The 15,295-nt window shown below is 61.4% G+C and carries 11 protein-coding genes; 6 read left to right on the top strand and 5 right to left on the bottom strand.

The features are described 5' to 3' along the window. Positions 1–50 precede the first annotated feature (50 nt). Together BXU06_RS01445 and BXU06_RS01440 are read right to left on the bottom strand one after the other, a co-directional pair. On the bottom strand, positions 51–704 hold the full coding sequence (locus BXU06_RS01445) for an HAD hydrolase-like protein (protein WP_077296174.1): 654 nt from the start codon (positions 702–704) through the stop codon (positions 51–53). A 50-nt stretch (positions 705–754) separates the two neighbouring features. Next, on the bottom strand, positions 755–1,639 hold the full coding sequence (locus BXU06_RS01440) for a DMT family transporter (protein ID WP_077296173.1): 885 nt from the start codon (positions 1,637–1,639) through the stop codon (positions 755–757). 98 nt (positions 1,640–1,737) lie between these two features. Here BXU06_RS01440 and BXU06_RS01435 point away from each other — a divergent pair, with 98 nt between their 5' ends. Both BXU06_RS01435 and BXU06_RS01430 read left to right on the top strand, forming a co-directional pair. After that, the gene (locus tag BXU06_RS01435; protein WP_077296172.1) at positions 1,738–2,613 is read left to right on the top strand and encodes a LysR family transcriptional regulator; all 876 of its coding nucleotides are present in this window, start codon (positions 1,738–1,740) and stop codon (positions 2,611–2,613) included. 180 nt (positions 2,614–2,793) lie between these two features. Then, positions 2,794–4,071 (top strand): hypothetical protein, encoded by a 1,278-nt coding sequence (locus BXU06_RS01430; RefSeq protein WP_077296171.1) that lies wholly within the window; start codon positions 2,794–2,796, stop codon positions 4,069–4,071. Positions 4,072–4,127: 56 nt separating this feature from the next. Here BXU06_RS01430 and BXU06_RS01425 read toward each other — a convergent pair whose 3' ends face one another. Further along, positions 4,128–5,072 (bottom strand): class I SAM-dependent methyltransferase, encoded by a 945-nt coding sequence (locus tag BXU06_RS01425; protein WP_077296170.1) that lies wholly within the window; start codon positions 5,070–5,072, stop codon positions 4,128–4,130. Between the two features lie 51 nt (positions 5,073–5,123). Next, positions 5,124–6,596 (bottom strand): undecaprenyl-phosphate galactose phosphotransferase WbaP, encoded by a 1,473-nt coding sequence (gene wbaP, locus BXU06_RS01420; protein WP_077296169.1) that lies wholly within the window; start codon positions 6,594–6,596, stop codon positions 5,124–5,126. Between the two features lie 305 nt (positions 6,597–6,901). Here wbaP and BXU06_RS01415 point away from each other — a divergent pair, with 305 nt between their 5' ends. The 4 genes from BXU06_RS01415 to BXU06_RS01400 all read left to right on the top strand — a co-directional run bounded on the left by BXU06_RS01415 (position 6,902) and on the right by BXU06_RS01400 (position 13,573). Further along, on the top strand, positions 6,902–8,467 hold the full coding sequence (locus tag BXU06_RS01415) for a right-handed parallel beta-helix repeat-containing protein (protein WP_171982075.1): 1,566 nt from the start codon (positions 6,902–6,904) through the stop codon (positions 8,465–8,467). Positions 8,468–8,700: 233 nt separating this feature from the next. Continuing rightward, complete coding sequence (locus tag BXU06_RS01410; RefSeq protein WP_077296167.1) at positions 8,701–10,281, top strand: hypothetical protein; 1,581 nt, start codon at positions 8,701–8,703, stop codon at positions 10,279–10,281. Between the two features lie 57 nt (positions 10,282–10,338). Next, on the top strand, positions 10,339–11,937 hold the full coding sequence (locus BXU06_RS01405) for a glycosyl hydrolase family 28-related protein (protein WP_077296166.1): 1,599 nt from the start codon (positions 10,339–10,341) through the stop codon (positions 11,935–11,937). Between the two features lie 46 nt (positions 11,938–11,983). After that, positions 11,984–13,573: a right-handed parallel beta-helix repeat-containing protein gene (locus tag BXU06_RS01400; RefSeq protein ID WP_077296165.1), complete on the top strand. Its 1,590-nt coding sequence runs from the start codon at positions 11,984–11,986 to the stop codon at positions 13,571–13,573. A gap of 93 nt (positions 13,574–13,666) precedes the next feature. Here the strand turns inward: BXU06_RS01400 and BXU06_RS01395 are convergent, their stop codons facing one another. Then, on the bottom strand, positions 13,667–15,286 hold the full coding sequence (locus BXU06_RS01395) for a methyl-accepting chemotaxis protein (RefSeq protein ID WP_077296164.1): 1,620 nt from the start codon (positions 15,284–15,286) through the stop codon (positions 13,667–13,669). Positions 15,287–15,295 lie beyond the last annotated feature (9 nt).

Genomic DNA, 15,295 nt, shown 5'->3' with positions numbered 1-15,295 from the left:
TTCCTTCTATAGGGCAGTGGATAAAACCGAACGGCGCGCGCCGCCAGGCGTCACGCCATGATGGGTCGATGACCGCCGGGCCTGCCCAGCAGCAAGAAATCTTCCACCTGATGCAGGCAGTGCACCGGCTGGCACGGGCGCAAGCTGTCCAGACTGGCGTAGCCCCAGCTCACGGCGGCAAACGCCATGCCGGCGCGGCGGGCCGCATCGCCGTCGGCCTGCTGGTCGCCCACGTAAATCGCCTGCTCAGGGCGCACCTGACAGCGCTGCGCCACCTGGCGCAAACGGTGCGCCTTGCCCAGCAAGGCGCTGCCGCATTCCACGGCGGCAAACCGCGCCAGCCGCGCCTCGCCCAGGCTGCGCGCCACATTGCGCCGGACGTTGGACGACACCAGCGCCAGCGTCACCCCTTGCTGCAACAGCTGGTCGAGCACAGCGCCAACGCCGGGAAACAGTGGCGCACTGTCCGGTGCGTCGTGCATCAGCTGGGTAAAATGCCGGGCCACGCGCGGCAGCTTCCATAGCGGCAGGCCCAACTGACGGGCAATCTGACGAACCGAACACTGACGCAAGGCCGCCACCTCGTCGCCGGCCACCGGACGAAAACCATGTTGTTGCGCCAGCTGGTTGAATACCTGGCAAAAAAACGGAAAGCTGTCGGCCAGCGTGCCGTCAAAATCCATAATCAACAGGGGGTAGCGCATGGAGCACCCATCAAAACCATAAAACCGGATGGTAACCCTAAGAGCGTGCTCTAAGCCGCCTTCACTGGCCTGGCCGCGTACCACGCCCCCGCCGAGACCGCACACAAACCAACCAGCAAGCTGGCAGTCAGCGGCTCGCCCAGCAAGGGCACTGCCGCCAGGCCGGCCAGCACCGGCACCAGGCCAATCAGCGCACCCGTGCGCGCCGGGCCGAGCTGGCTGACCGCCAGCAAAAACAGCCACATGGCAATAATGGTTGGGCCAATGCCCTGATACAGCCCCTGCACCACCAGCTGGGTAGTGCTCACTTCGGTCAGCCCCTTGGGCAGCCACAGCGCATACACCGGCAAATACACCAGCGCCGACCCCAGCGCAACAAAGCGGGTCAGCGTCCATGGCGAAAACGCCCAGCGGCGCACCAGCACGCTGTACACCGCCCAGGTGAGCGAGGCCGCCAGCATCAGCGCATCGCCGGGCAAGGTACGCCAGTCGCCGGCCTGCAGTAACGGCCAGGCCACGCACAGCACGCCCACGGCAATGGCGCTCAGGCCCACCAGCCGGCTGCGCGGCGGGCGTTCGCCCAGCCAGCCCCACAGCAGCGCCGTGACCAGAAACGGCTGCATGCCCGGCAGCAAGATGCCACCGTGCGCCGCCGGGGCAAATTTGAACGCGGTATACACCAGCACGCCATACAGCAGGCCGCCCAGGCCAGCCAACGTCCACAGCCGGCGGTCACGCCAGACACTCAGCGGCAAGTCGCGGCAAAAAGGCAGCAGCAGCACCGTCGCCGTGCCCAGACGCAGGGCCAGTACGTCGTAGCCGGTCAGCGCGCTTTTGCCGCCCCAGCGGGAAATCAGGATAAATCCGGTCCAGATCAGCACCACGCCCAAGGCGGCGGCATAACCGGTCCAGGCCGGGCGAGAAGAAGCCGTCATCGGTGTGCTCCACCCTCTCAAAGACCCTGACTGTAGCGGGGAACGGTTAATTCAGTAAAATGAATAATCCAGAACATTACCATCTCAAAAACAGAACCATGGATCTCGACGACCTGCGTATTTTTCAGGCAGTGGTGCAGGAAGGCGGCATTACCCGCGCCGCCAGCCGTCTGCATCGGGTGCAATCCAACGTCACCACCCGCATCCGTCAGCTGGAAGCGGGCCTGGGTGTGCCGCTGTTTGTGCGTGAAGGCCGGCGGCTGACGCTGGCTCCGGCGGGACATGTGCTGGTGAATTACGCCGAGCGCCTGCTTGACCTGGCCGACGAAGCCCGCGCCGCCGTCACCGACGCCATGCCGCGTGGCCGGCTGCGACTGGGCTCGATGGAAAGCACCGCTGCCGCCCGGCTGCCCAGCCGGCTGGCGGCGTTTCATCTGCGCTACCCGGATGTGCAACTGGAACTGCGCACCGGCCCCACCGCGCAGTTACTGACCGGGGTGCGTAATGGCCAGCTGGATTGCGCGCTGGTCAGTGGCCCGGTAGACGACCCGCGCCTGTGCAGCGAGGTGGCGTTTGCCGAAACGCTGGCGCTGGTGGCCCCGGCCAACCATCCGCCGATTGCCCGCGCCCGCGACGTGCGCACACTGACCCTGCTGACATTTGCCCCCGGCTGCGCCTACCGGCAGCGGCTGGAACACTGGCTGGCCAGCGATGGTGTGCTGCCGGAGCGGGTGGTGGAACTGTCGTCCTATCACGCCATGCTGGGCTGCATTGCCTCGGGCATGGGCATTGCCATGATGCCGCTCAGCCTGCTGGAAAACCTGGCAGTAGCGGGGTCGGTTTCCGTGCATGCGCTCCAGCCGACCATCGCCGACAGCCCCACCTGGCTGGTGTGGCGGGCCGGCGGCGATGGCCCGACGGTGCGGGCGCTGCGCGAAAGTGTGCTGGGCAAGGCGTCAGCCAAACCCGGCTGAGCGGGTGGCCAGCGGCATGGGATTAGCGCCAGCACCATGCCGGTTTCATGTGCAATCAGGTGTTATTGATTCACGCTGTTCCTGCATGTCAGCCTTGACGCTACTGCATTGATATATATGAATTTTTTGTCATATTCTCTACTGCATGTCATTGATACTGACGCTTAAAGGAACCTGTTCATGAGTATGCCCTCCCCCCGCTACGATGCCTGGCAAACTGCTTTTTACTGGTCATGGCTTGCCAACGATGCGTCGCAACACGATGTGCTTGTGCCGCTGGATCATAGCCAGAAATGGCCGCAATGCCTGGAAAAGGCCCGCGAGCAGGCCACCCGGATTTTCACCGAACGCCTGACCGACAAGGTGCGGCAAGCCCTGCTGCAAGGTCAGGATCTGATTGGCGACGACTGGCAAGCCGTGTGGGGGCCGGTGGTGTATGTCAAGGGAGCCAGGCCGCTGGTCACGCCGTTCAGCGCGCAAGCCACCTTCGAAGCCACCAACGCCATGTTGGTGGTGCATAGCGCCCGTCAGCAGCGCTACATCGTTGCCATTGCCGGCACCAACCCGCACTCGGCCTACGACTGGCTGCGGGAAGACTTCACCCTGACGCCCGGCTACGACTGGCGCTCGGCGCTCAAGCACTGGCGATCCGGCGCGGCGCTGACATCGGGCAACCCGGCGCTGGCCACGCTGGACAATGGCACATTCACCGGCGTCAGCCAGCTGTTGGCCATGCGCGATGCCGGCGGTCAGGGCCTGCTGAGCTTTTTGCAGAGCGTCAACGCCAGCGGCTGCACGCTGACCGTCACCGGCCATTCGCTGGGCGGGGCGTTGTCGCCCACCCTGGCGCTGGCGCTGGTGGATCCGGAACACCCGCTGCAAGACAACTGGCAGGCAGATCAGCTCAGGGTGTACGCCACCGCCGGTGCCACGCCAGGCAATGCCGCGCTGGCGCAGCGCTACCTGAACACCCTGCCCGCCAGCATCGGCGACAGCGCCTCGCCGTGGCAAGTGTGGAACGCCGTGGTCTGGAACCAGTTTGACGTGGTGCCCCGCGCCTGGGCGCTGTCCACCCTCGACGCCTTGCCGGGGCTGTACGCCCAGGCCAGCTATCAGGGGCAAAAAGCCTATGGTGATGTGCAGTTGGCAGAAATCTGGGCGCTGGTGAAAATGGCCCAGGTCAAGGCCGGGCTGTTTGAACTGGAAAATGGCCTGTGCACCCACCTGCACAGCGCACAGATCAGCGGCATCCTCAACCAGGATGCCACCCCGGAAACCGGGTTTGCCTGGAATGCCGGCACCCCCAGCGCGCCAGTTTGGCTGACCCCGGCGCAAATGCAGGCGGGCCAGAGCGCCACAGCGATTGCCTGGGTCGATCAGGTGCTGTACCAGCATATCCATGCCTATACCGAACTGGTGCTGGGCACCTCGCCGGAAGTGGTACAAAACGGAGGGTGATGGAATGCAGCGCGCCAGTCGGAAGCCAGGGCCGCCTCATGCCCCTGGCGTGTTGGCTATGTTGCCCGCAGCCGAAAACACTGATGAATCTTGCGGTTGCGGAAATCCTCCGGCACCGACTTGGCGCTCAGGTCATCCACCAGATAACGCTGGCCCAGTTCGGCCTCCAGCTTGAATCCACGCAGATTATTGGAAAAATACAGCACGCCATCAGGGGCGAGCAGGGCCATGGCGGCGTCAATCAAGCTGACGTGGTCGCGCTGCACGTCGAGGATGTCGAGCATTTTTTTCGAGTTGGAAAAACTCGGCGGATCCATGACGATCAAGTCAAAGCGCTCGCCAGCAGCCGCAGCGTCTTCCAGGTAGCGGAAAACGTCGGCGCGCACCAGGGTGTGGCGGCTGAGGTCGAGGCCGTTGAGTTCGAAGTTGCGGCGTGACCAGTCCTGGTAGGTGTTGGACAGATCCACCGTTACCGATGACGCCGCGCCACCCGTGGCGGCGTAGACGGTAAAACTGCCGGTATAGGCAAACAGGTTGAGAAAACGTTTGCCGGCAGCTTGCTCGCCCACCAGGCGGCGGGTATTGCGGTGATCGAGAAACAGGCCGGTGTCGAGGTAGGCTTCCAGGTTGACGATAAAGCGGCGACCGGTTTCGCTGACAATCCGCTCGCGCCCGGTTTCGCCGGTTTTTTCGTACTGGGCCAGGCCTTTTTGCCGGCGGCGGGTCTTGATGGCGGTGTCGTCCAGGGCAATACCGAGCACGTCGGCCACGGTCTGGCGGATGGCCAGCATCCAGGCAGCGTGTTCGTCGTCTTCCATTTGCCAGCCAGTGTCCACTTCCTGAATATGCGCGCTATTGGCGTACACATCGACAATCACCGGAAACTCGGGGATATCGCGGTCGTACAGCCGGTAGCATTCGGTATCTTGCCGGCGAGCCCACTTGGCCAGATGGCGATGGTTCTTGTTCAGGCGGTTAATCAGCGGGGTGAGGTCACGCATGGCGGTTTCCGGGGGGCAAGGGGCTTGGGCGTTTGGTGGGTGAGGGCTTGATCAATACGCGCCGTCGCGGCCCAACACCACCTTGATGGTTTTGATCAGAATTACAATGTCGTACCACAGCGACCAGTTGCGCACATACCAGCAGTCCAGTGCCACCCGGCTGTCGTAGTCGATGTCGTTGCGGCCACTGATTTGCCACAGGCCGGTGATGCCGGGCCGCGCCATCAGGTAAAACACCTTGTCGTCACCGTAGCGCTCCACTTCGTCGGCCACCACCGGGCGCGGGCCCACCAGGCTCATGTCGCCGCGCAGCACGTTGATCAGCTGCGGCAGTTCGTCCAGGCTGGTCTTGCGGATAAAGACCCCCAGCGCAGTGACGCGCGGATCGTTTTTCAGTTTGAAGTCGCGCTCCCATTCGGCGCGGGCGTCCGGGTCGCGCGCCAGCAGCTCGGCCAGCCGCGCCTGGGCGTCGATCACCATCGAGCGGAATTTCAGGCAGCGAAACGGTTCGCCACGCCGGCCAATCCGGATGTGGCCAAAGGTGGCCGGGCCGCCGTCGCGTGACACCAGCCAGGCCACGCCAAGCAGCAGCGGCGCAAGCAGCAGCAGCAATACCGCCGAGGCAACAAGATCAAAGCTGCGCTTGATAAAGCGCGACGCGCGACGCGACAGATTATTGCGCACGCGCAGCAGCAGCACTTCGTGACTGAAAAAATGGGTGAGTTCGGTGCCGTACAGCGGCAGGCCTTTCAGCGGCGGGGCAATGCTGACATCGGCCCCCGCCACGCTGAAGCGCTGCACCAGCTGCTGCTGCACCTCCAGCTGTTCGGTTTCCAGCGCAATCAGGATGGCAGGCTGGTGGTAGCGGGCCAGAAACTGGCTGGCGGGTTCTTCCAGCAGATAGGGCAGCAGCGGTTTGCCGCAAATCGGCTGCTCATCGAGGTTTTCCGCGTCGCGCACGTCGGCGCAGGGAGCAACAAAGCCCAGCACATGGTAGCCCAGCCAGGTTTCGCTTTTCAGCGCGGCAAACGCTTCACGGGCGTTTTCGCCAAAGCCGAACACCAGCACCTGCCGCTCCCACCAGCCCAGCCTCATCATCAGCCGGCGCATCAGCACCCGACCCAGCACCACGGCCAGCAGCGACACGCTCCAGGTGGTCAGCCACCACAACCGGGAAAACGGCGACTTGAGCATGAACATCAGCGCGGCGTCCAGCACCGCCAGCACCAGCATGGCCATCACCACATCGCGGGTTTCATCCCAGAATGGCCGGCGCTGGGTGTAGTGGCCGCGCACCAGCCAGAACCAGCCAATACCGGCCAGCACCAGCCCCAGCCAGACCGACAGGCGCAGCGAAGCATCCGGGGTGGCCACAAAGGCCGGCAGCTCGCGCCAGTGACGCACAGCAGCAGCCAGCCAGAAGCCCAGTTGATGGGCCAGCAGGAACATCAGCAGGTCGGTGGCGACCAGCAGCCATTTGCTCAGGTGAGGACGGGTATTCGGGGCGGGGTGGGCGTTAATCATCACAGCTCGGCGGGTTCAGCACACACGCCGGCACACCATTTCTGACGCCAGGTTAGGCGTGAATCCCCCGGCGTCGCCCGGATTCTGCTTGAGCCACACCATCTGGACAAGCGCTTTGTACACAAAAGCTGATCCAGATCGGACAAGGAGCAAGATGCCAGCGCGACATGCTGACAGCCGACGGCTGGCATGGCCAAGCCGCCATTGCCGAAGATGATCAAGACAGCAACGGAATTGATGCATGCCGTCCTGGCCGTGTCCGTTTCTGTCACTCCGTCATTTTACTCACGCAAAGAGGTAACATCATGAGTTTGCTGATCAATGTGAAAGATCCGGTCTACGGTGCCATGGGCGATGGCGTCACCAACGACACACAAGCATTCATTGCTGCCAGTGCGGCAATCAACGCTCAAGGTGGCGGCACGTTGTACATCCCGCCGGGTGTGTACATCGTAGGCGAACAGACGTTTGCCGGTCAGGCTGGGCGAGGCTATGCCTACTCCTGCAAAGACATCATCTACATTCACGACTGCGATCTGCCGGTGGTGATACAGGGTGAGCAGGCCGTACTGAAAGCGGCACCAGGCCTGAAGTTTGGCAGCTTTGACCCGGTAACGGGCGACAGCTATGAACCCGCCAGCATGCCGTTTACTGACCCGGATTATGCTGCATCGACTTACCGGATGATTGTCGTGGCCAATAATCGCCAGGTGGTGATTCGCGATCTGGAGCTGGACGGCCAGTCGGACACCATCGTGCTGGGCGGAGGCTGGGGGGATCTTGGCCGACAGTTGAACGCTTACGGGGTGTACTCGTTCAATAGCCAGAACCTGCGAGTGGAAAATGTCCACACCCATCACCACGGCCTGGACGGGGTGATGGTGCTGCAAGTGGGCACCACCGCAGATTCGCCACGCACTCCGGCTACCTTGATCAATGTCCGCAGTGAATACAATGCCCGCCAGGGCTTGAGCTGGTGCGGTGGCAACGGGCTGACCGCGATTGATTGCCAGTTCAACCACACAGGCAGAGGCGGCTTCTTCTCGTCTCCGGCCGCCGGGATTGACATTGAAGCGTCGGATGGGGTGATTCGCAATGGCCTGTTCATCAATTGCGAAATCATCAACAACGTCGGGGTGGGCTTTCTGGCTGACACGGGCGATTCGGCGGATATCACCTTGCAGCGCTGCACCCTGATAGGCTCCACCAACTACCCGATCTGGCCGCGCAAGCCGCGCATCCACTTCATGGACTGCACCATCGCCGGCCAGATTGTGAATACCTGCGGCGAGCAAACCCCTGGCAATGGCCATGCCACGCGCTTTACCGGCTGCTATCTGACTGACCAGATCACCTACAACAACCAGGTGCACATGTATCCCGGCTGGTACTTGCTGGATCTGGGCGGCGGCAGTCTGGGGGTGTCGCTGGACCATTGCACAATCCATACCGGGATCGGCGCTTTGATGTACACCGGTGGGCAAGTGATATTGCACAGCTGCAATCTGATCCAGACCACCACCTACACCTGCTCGATTGAAGCATTGTTTTCCGGACAATCCAAGGTGCAGACCGCCGGGGTATTTGGTAATTCCGGGTTGCTGGTGATCGGACGTTTGTTGTGCAATGGTCAGGAGATGGCCAGTTATCAGGGTCCGCAATGGCGCCTGTATCTGCAGAGCAATAATGGCAGCGCCACCGGCTCGCGCCAAACGCAGGGCTACGCCTACGATCCGAGCGCTTTTACCGGCGTTGATTCGGCGCTGCAAGGCGATATCATTTACAACACGGCAGCAGTGGCCGGAGGGTACGCGGGCTGGATTTGCGTAGGGGCTGGCCAATGGAAGCCATTTGGTGCGATTGCCAGCTAATGACCTGACCCACCATTAACTCATCTGAAATAAAAATCAGCCTGACCGCACTGACGCAGTCAGGCTGATTTTTTTACCGTCTTACCTGCCACCAAAATGTCATTGCTGACAACCTTCAACTGCTGAACACCGAGTGCAGATGAAATACTGATACTCAGGATAAGCCTGCTGGAAGCCAACAGCTTATTTCTGAACCAGAGTATTTCACTCAATGAACATCAGATGAGGATGCCATGACTGCACCTATTCCTAAAACCATTTATCTTGATGCCATCAATAATGGCAATGTCAATGTCACCGACAAATTTATTAAGGCATGCACCGATCTGTGCGCGGCTGGCGGTGGCGTCTTGCAAATTCCCCCTGGCACTTACCTGGTAGGCGAGCAGCTGTTTGCCGGGCAAACCGGCCTGGGCTACGCCTATCAGGGTAAAGATGTGATCACCATCAGTGGCTGCAGCACACCCGTGCTGATTCAGGGCGAAGGTGCCACCCTGCGCCTGGCCCCTGGCCTGAAGCTGGGCAGCTTCGACCCGGTCACCGGCGCAGCACATACCCCGACCAGCTTGCCGTTCAACGATCCGGACTACGCTGCCAGCGTGGGCCGGATGATTGTGGTGAGCAATAACAGCGCATCGGTCACCGTGCATGGTCTGGCGCTGGATGGCAATTCGGCCAATCTCACCCTGGGCGGCGAATGGGGCGAAGGTGGCCGACCGCTGGCCGCCGATGGGATCGACGCCAGTGCCAACGCCGAACTGGTGCTGACGCAGCTGAACCTGCATCACCATGGTCGTGATGGCATGCACCTGAGCCACACGGCCAGCACCAGTACCACACCGCGCACCCCCGTGTCGCTGCGCAAGGTGCGCAGCGAATACAACGGTCGGCACGGCCTGGCCTGGCTGGGCGGCAATGGCTTGAGCGCAGTGGACTGCGCCTTCAACCACAGTGGCCGTGGCGCACTCAACACCGCTCCGGCGCATGGCGTGATGGTCACCGCCACCAGCGGCAGCGTACGCAATGGCCATTTTCTCAACTGCGAATGGCTGAACAACAGCGGCGTGGGGCTGAACGTGGCCAGTGGTGATGTGGCCGACCTGACCCTGCAAAGCTGCACCCTGGTGGGCACCACCAACGCACCGCTGGCGATTGCTGCACCGCGCGTGCATCTGCTGGAAAGCGTGATTGCCGGCCAGACCAGCACGGTTTACCCGGCACAAAGCGCTGGCGATGGCAATGCCACCCGTTTTTCGGCATGCCGGCTGACCGACCAGCACACCTACCAAAGCCAGGTATACATGCCGGCAGGGGGCTATCTGCTCAACTGGGGCAACGCCAGCCAGGGCGTGCAGCTGGATCGCTGCGCAGTGGAAGCCGGCATCGGCGTGCTTGGCCAAACCAACGGCATGATCCAGACCAGCAACTGCCGCTTCCGGCAAACCATCGCCGGCGCATCGGCCATTCAGGCGGTATTCCATGGTGACAGCATTTTTGATACCAGCGGCAGCAATGACCTGAGCAGCAGCGTGGTGCTGGGGCGGATGCTGTTCAACGGCACCGAGGTGCTGCAGTACGACCAGGTTCAGCGCCGCCTGCGTTTTTATGCCAATACCGGTAGCGGTGGTCGGGCACAGAACATCGGCTTTTGCCACAGTGCCACGGCCTTTGCGTCTGCGTATGGCACGGCCAATCCAGGTGACATTGTTTACAACACGAACCCCAGCCCTGGCGGATATGTTGGATGGGTATTTGTCAAACCGTCTACAAGCACGCCAGGCACCTGGAAGCGGTTTGGTGTCATCGCCAGCTGAAGCTGGCTAACGGATGCTAGTTGACAAATGATTGTAAAAACTTAACGAGATAATGATATGGCAATTTTCAACGTAAAAGACTACGGCGCCTACGGTGACAATGTACACAATGACACCCAGGCATTTATCGCGGCCAGCGCCGCGCTGATGGCAGCAAACGGTGGCACACTGCTGATTCCGGCGGGCACCTATCTGGTGGGGGAGCAAACCTATGTTGGCCCTAACAGCCTAGATTATTGCTATTTCGGCAAAGATATTATCACGATCAAAGATTGTCAGAATCCGGTGCTGATTGATGGTAGTGCAGCAGTGCTGCGTTTGGCCGGTGGCATGAAATTTGGCAGCTTTCATCCAGTCACGGGAGAATCTTATATTCCACCAAGTAAGCCGTTCACCAATTACCAATACCGGGCAACCGTTGGCCGGATGATTGTGCTGGTGAATAATCATGCCAGCGTGGCTGTACGCAACCTCGAACTGGATGGCAACAACACTAGCGTCAAGCTGGGCGGCGAATGGGGTGATACCGGTTATCAACTGACAGGCTATGGCATTTACGCTTATGGCAACCGCGAACTGCTGCTGAGTAACATCCATGCTCACCATCACTGCCTGGATGGGGTATACATCGGACAGGTCGCAGCACAGGCTACGGCTACTTCACCGCGCACCTCTGCCACACTGATCAATGTTCGCGCTGAATACAACGCCCGTCAGGGGCTGTCATGGGTGGGCGGCAATGGTCTGACGGCTATTGGCTGCAAATTCAACCATACCGGCAAAAGCAAATTTGGGTCTTCCCCACAGGCTGGGGTGGATATCGAAGCGTCCGCTGGTGCATTCAACCGCAATGGCCTGTTCACCAACTGCGAAATGGTCAATAACGGTGGCCTGAACATGGGGGCTGACAGCGGGGATTCGGCAGATATCAGCTTCATGAACTGCACCTTCCTGGCAACCACCAATACCGGCTATGCCGCACTGCCATTCAAAAAACGCATGCATTTTTCTGACTGCACTTTTTCAGGGTTGGTAGTCAAGTGCTATGGGGATCCTAGCCTGCCGATCAACTATAACAGCGAGGGTAATGCTACTCGCTTCAGTCGCTGCCGGTTTACCGATACGCTGACTTACCAAGGCCAGGTTTATGCACCCAATAACGCCTATCTGCTGGACCTGGGGGCCGGCAGCCAGGGTGTGAAGTTCAATGATTGTGTGGTAGAAACCACCAAAACCCGGATTGGTTACACAAATGGCTACACCACCGCCACCAACTGCCAGTTTTACCAATCAATACCCGGGGTGAGTCTCTTCTGCGGCATCCTGCTGGGCCATACCACGCTGAACGCACCAGAGATAAATCAATTGGATAGTTCAGTGGTGCTAGGCTACGCCTTGTTCAATGGCACCGAGTATCACCAGCCCACCAATATGCCGCAACGCCGCCAGCAAATCTGGGCCAATGACGGCAATAACGGCAGCCTGCAACGTGTAGGTTATGGTTCCAGCCCAACCGACTTTCTCGGTAGCGATAGCGCCCAGCGCGGCGACATTGTGTACAACTGCGATGCCGTATCGGGTGCGCCAGCAGGCTGGGTGTGCGTAAGCAGCGGTGCGCCAGGGGTCTGGAAAGACTTTGCCACCATTGCCAATTAACGCCATCACCCAATCAGCATTCATTCCATTCGGAGCATATTGAATCATGCAAAACATTATCAATGTCAAAGACCCGGCCTATGGCGCACTTGGCGACGGCGTGACCAACGATACCAATGCATTTATTGCCGCCTGCACCGTGCTCAACACCCAACGCGGCGGTACCCTGCTCATCCCGCCGGGGGTTTATATGGTTGGCAAGCAAATCCTGGCCGGCCAGACCGGGCTGGGTTATGCCTACAAACCCAGCGACATCATCCACATTGCCAATTGCACCTATCCGGTGGTGATCGAAGGCAATGGTGCCGTGCTGCGCGCCGCCAGCGGGCTGAAATATGGTGCCTTTCATCCGGTCACCGGCCAGCCGGAAAGCACCACCCTGCCGTTTACCAGCGCCGACTACGCCGCCCGTGTTGGCCGGATGATCCAGCTGGAGAATAACAGCGGTGGCGTGGTGATCAACCACCTGGAGCTGGACGGCAACGCTGCCGCGCTGTCGCTGGGGGGCTGGTGGGGCACGCTGCAGGGCAATAGCCGCGAACTCGATGCCACTGGCGTGTGGGTCAGCGGCAATGCCTCGCTGCTGATGGACACGCTGACCATTCATCACCATGCACTGGATGGCATGGTGTTGCGCGATGATGGCATGACAGCCGAGTCGCTGCGCATGCCGGTTACCCTGCAAAATGTGGACAGCGTCTACAATGGCCGCAATGGCTTGCGCTGGGAAGGAGGTTGCGGGCTGACGGCAATGGATTGCCGCTTCAACCACAGTGGCCGTGGTGCATTGGCCACCGCAGTGGCTGCCGGGGTGGCGGTGCTGCCGCTGCCCACCAGCTACGCCCAGCAAGGGGTGTTCATGAACTGCGAAATGATCAACAACATTGGGCCGGGCTTTTTCAGCAGCGGCAGTAACAGTTCCGACGTGTCGATTCATACCAGCACGCTGATTGGAACCAACTCGTATGCGGCCTCTCCCACCAGCCCGCGCGTACACTTTACCGACTGCACCCTGGCAGGCCAGGTGGTCTATCCCTACGCGGATACCGCCACTGACCGGGGCCGCGCCACCCAGTTCACCCGCTGCCGGTTTACCGATGCGCTGGACTATCAGGGCCAGGTGTACACCCATGCCAGCTGGTATCTGCTGGACTTTGGCAGCGCCAGCACCGGGGTGAAACTCACCGAGTGCAGCATCGATACCGTGGTGGCCAAACTGGGCTACAGCAATGGGCTGATGACCATCACCGACACCCGCATGAAGCAAAGCAATAACACCGGGGACTCCCATCTCCAGGCGGTGTTTGTCGGCGATAACACCATTGAGAGCAGCGGTGACAATCCGCTGACTTCGTCGATTGTGGTGGGCCGCCTGGTCATCAACGGGCAAGCTGCCGTGGTATACGAACCGCAGTCGCGCTTCAATCGCCTGCTGGGCAAGGATGTGAACGGCGACAAGATGCAGCGGGTGATGTATTACTACCGCCCAAACAATTCGGTGAGCACCACCGCTGCGCAGGGCGATATTGTCTACAACACCGCGCCGGCTGTCGGCAATCCGGTGGGTTGGATCTGCGTACAGGGTGGCACCAGCACCACCAGCGTGTGGAAAGGCTTTGGCACAATCGTCAACTGAGTCTGGTGCCGGACATGGGCCGGCTGAAGGCGCAGCGCCCGCTGAAGGAGTCTCTTCGGCGGGCGCTGCGCCTATCGGCCTGCCTGCTTCTTGCTACAGCTGAAAACGCCCCACTGTCTGGCGCAGGCTGGCCGCCAGCTGGCTCAGGCCATCGGCGGCGTCACGCAGGGTGTGGCCGGCGGCGGCGGTTTCTTCGGTCATTTGCGCCACTTTTTCCACATTGTCAGCCACGGCGTTGCTGGCGTTGCCCTGCTCGGTCAGCGAACTGGCAATATCCTGAATCGCCTCCAGCGACTCATCAATGCCCGCGCCCAGCCGGCCCATCACCTCGCCCACCGCAGCCACCCTGGCCACCCCGGCATCCACCTTGGCCACCCCTTCCGACATGCTCAGCTTGGCACATTCGGCATCGTGCTGGATGGCGTCAACCATGGCGCTGATCTGGCCGGTGGATTGGGCGGTACGTTCGGCCAGCTTGCGCACTTCGTCGGCCACCACGGCAAAGCCGCGCCCGGATTCGCCGGCGCGGGCCGCTTCAATCGAGGCATTCAGCGCCAGCAGATTGGTCTGGTCGGCAATCTCGCGAATCACGTTCACCACCAGCGAAATATCCCGCGACTTCTGGTCCAGCGCCAGCAGGGTATCGGCGCTGCTGCTCACTGCCGTGGTGATATTGTTCACCTCACCCATGGCCGACTGCACCGCCAGATGGCTTTCCTGGCCCAGCTGGCCGGCATGGCTGGCGGTGTGCGCGGCCTGCTGGGCGCTGCCGGAAATATGGCTGATGCTGGTGGTCAGTTGCTCCACCGCAGCGGCAATCGACGCGGTGGATTCACTTTGTGCGCTGGTGCTGGCCGCCACCTGCTGCACCGTGCCGGCCAGGCCGCTGGCGGCGCTGGCCAGGTGTTCTGCGCCCTGGCTGATCTGGCCAAGCAGCTGTTGCAGGCTGTGCTGCATGGTGTGCATGGCCTGCATCACGCTGCCCGGCGTTCGACCGTCCACCGGGGTGCGCAAATCACCAGCGGCAATCCGCGCCGCCACCTCGGCCACCTGCTGCGGCTCGGCCCCCAGCTGGCGGTTAAGCTGACGCGCCATCCAGCCGGCCATCCCCAGCCCCAGCAGCAGCGACACCCCCAGCAGAATCAGGCTGTTGCGCTGGCTGCTCTGGTACAAATCCAGCGACCGGTCGTACTCGGCCTTGGCCACTTCCAGCTGCACCTCCACCAGCCGGTCCAGCGGCCCCTGCAGCGCCCGGCGCGCCGCTTCCAGCTCGCCCTGCGGAAACTCGGCCAGCGCCACCGGATCTTGCTGGTTCAGCACCGTGGCCAGATTGGCCAGCACCCGGTCAGCGTTGGCCAGCAAGGGTTTCAGCTTGGTGATTTCCCGCTGTTCGTCGTCCACCAGATAGGTGTCCAGGTAGGCTTTCCAGTGGCTGCGGGCCAGGCTGAGCTGGGCGTTGAGTTTTTCTGCGGCCTGCGGGCCAGGCAGCTCGCGGCTTTCCACCTGGGTCAGCAAGCGCCCCGGCACCGCCAGATAGCTATCCGAAATCAGTTTGATGTCGCGCAGCGGCACCACGCGATCCTTGTACACACTGTCCAGCCCGGCCACCACCAGCCCCATGCCACGCAAGCCCAGCAAGGCCGCCGCCACCGACAGCGCCAGCAACACCCCCGCCAGCAGAGACAGGCGGGTAGCCACTTTCATGTGCTGCATAACTTTACC

Source organism: Aquaspirillum sp. LM1, from assembly GCF_002002905.1.
Taxonomy (GTDB): Bacteria; Pseudomonadota; Gammaproteobacteria; order Burkholderiales; family Aquaspirillaceae; genus Rivihabitans.
The sequence above is the reverse complement of the archived record's forward strand: the minus strand, read 5'-3'. Positions and strand labels throughout refer to the sequence as shown.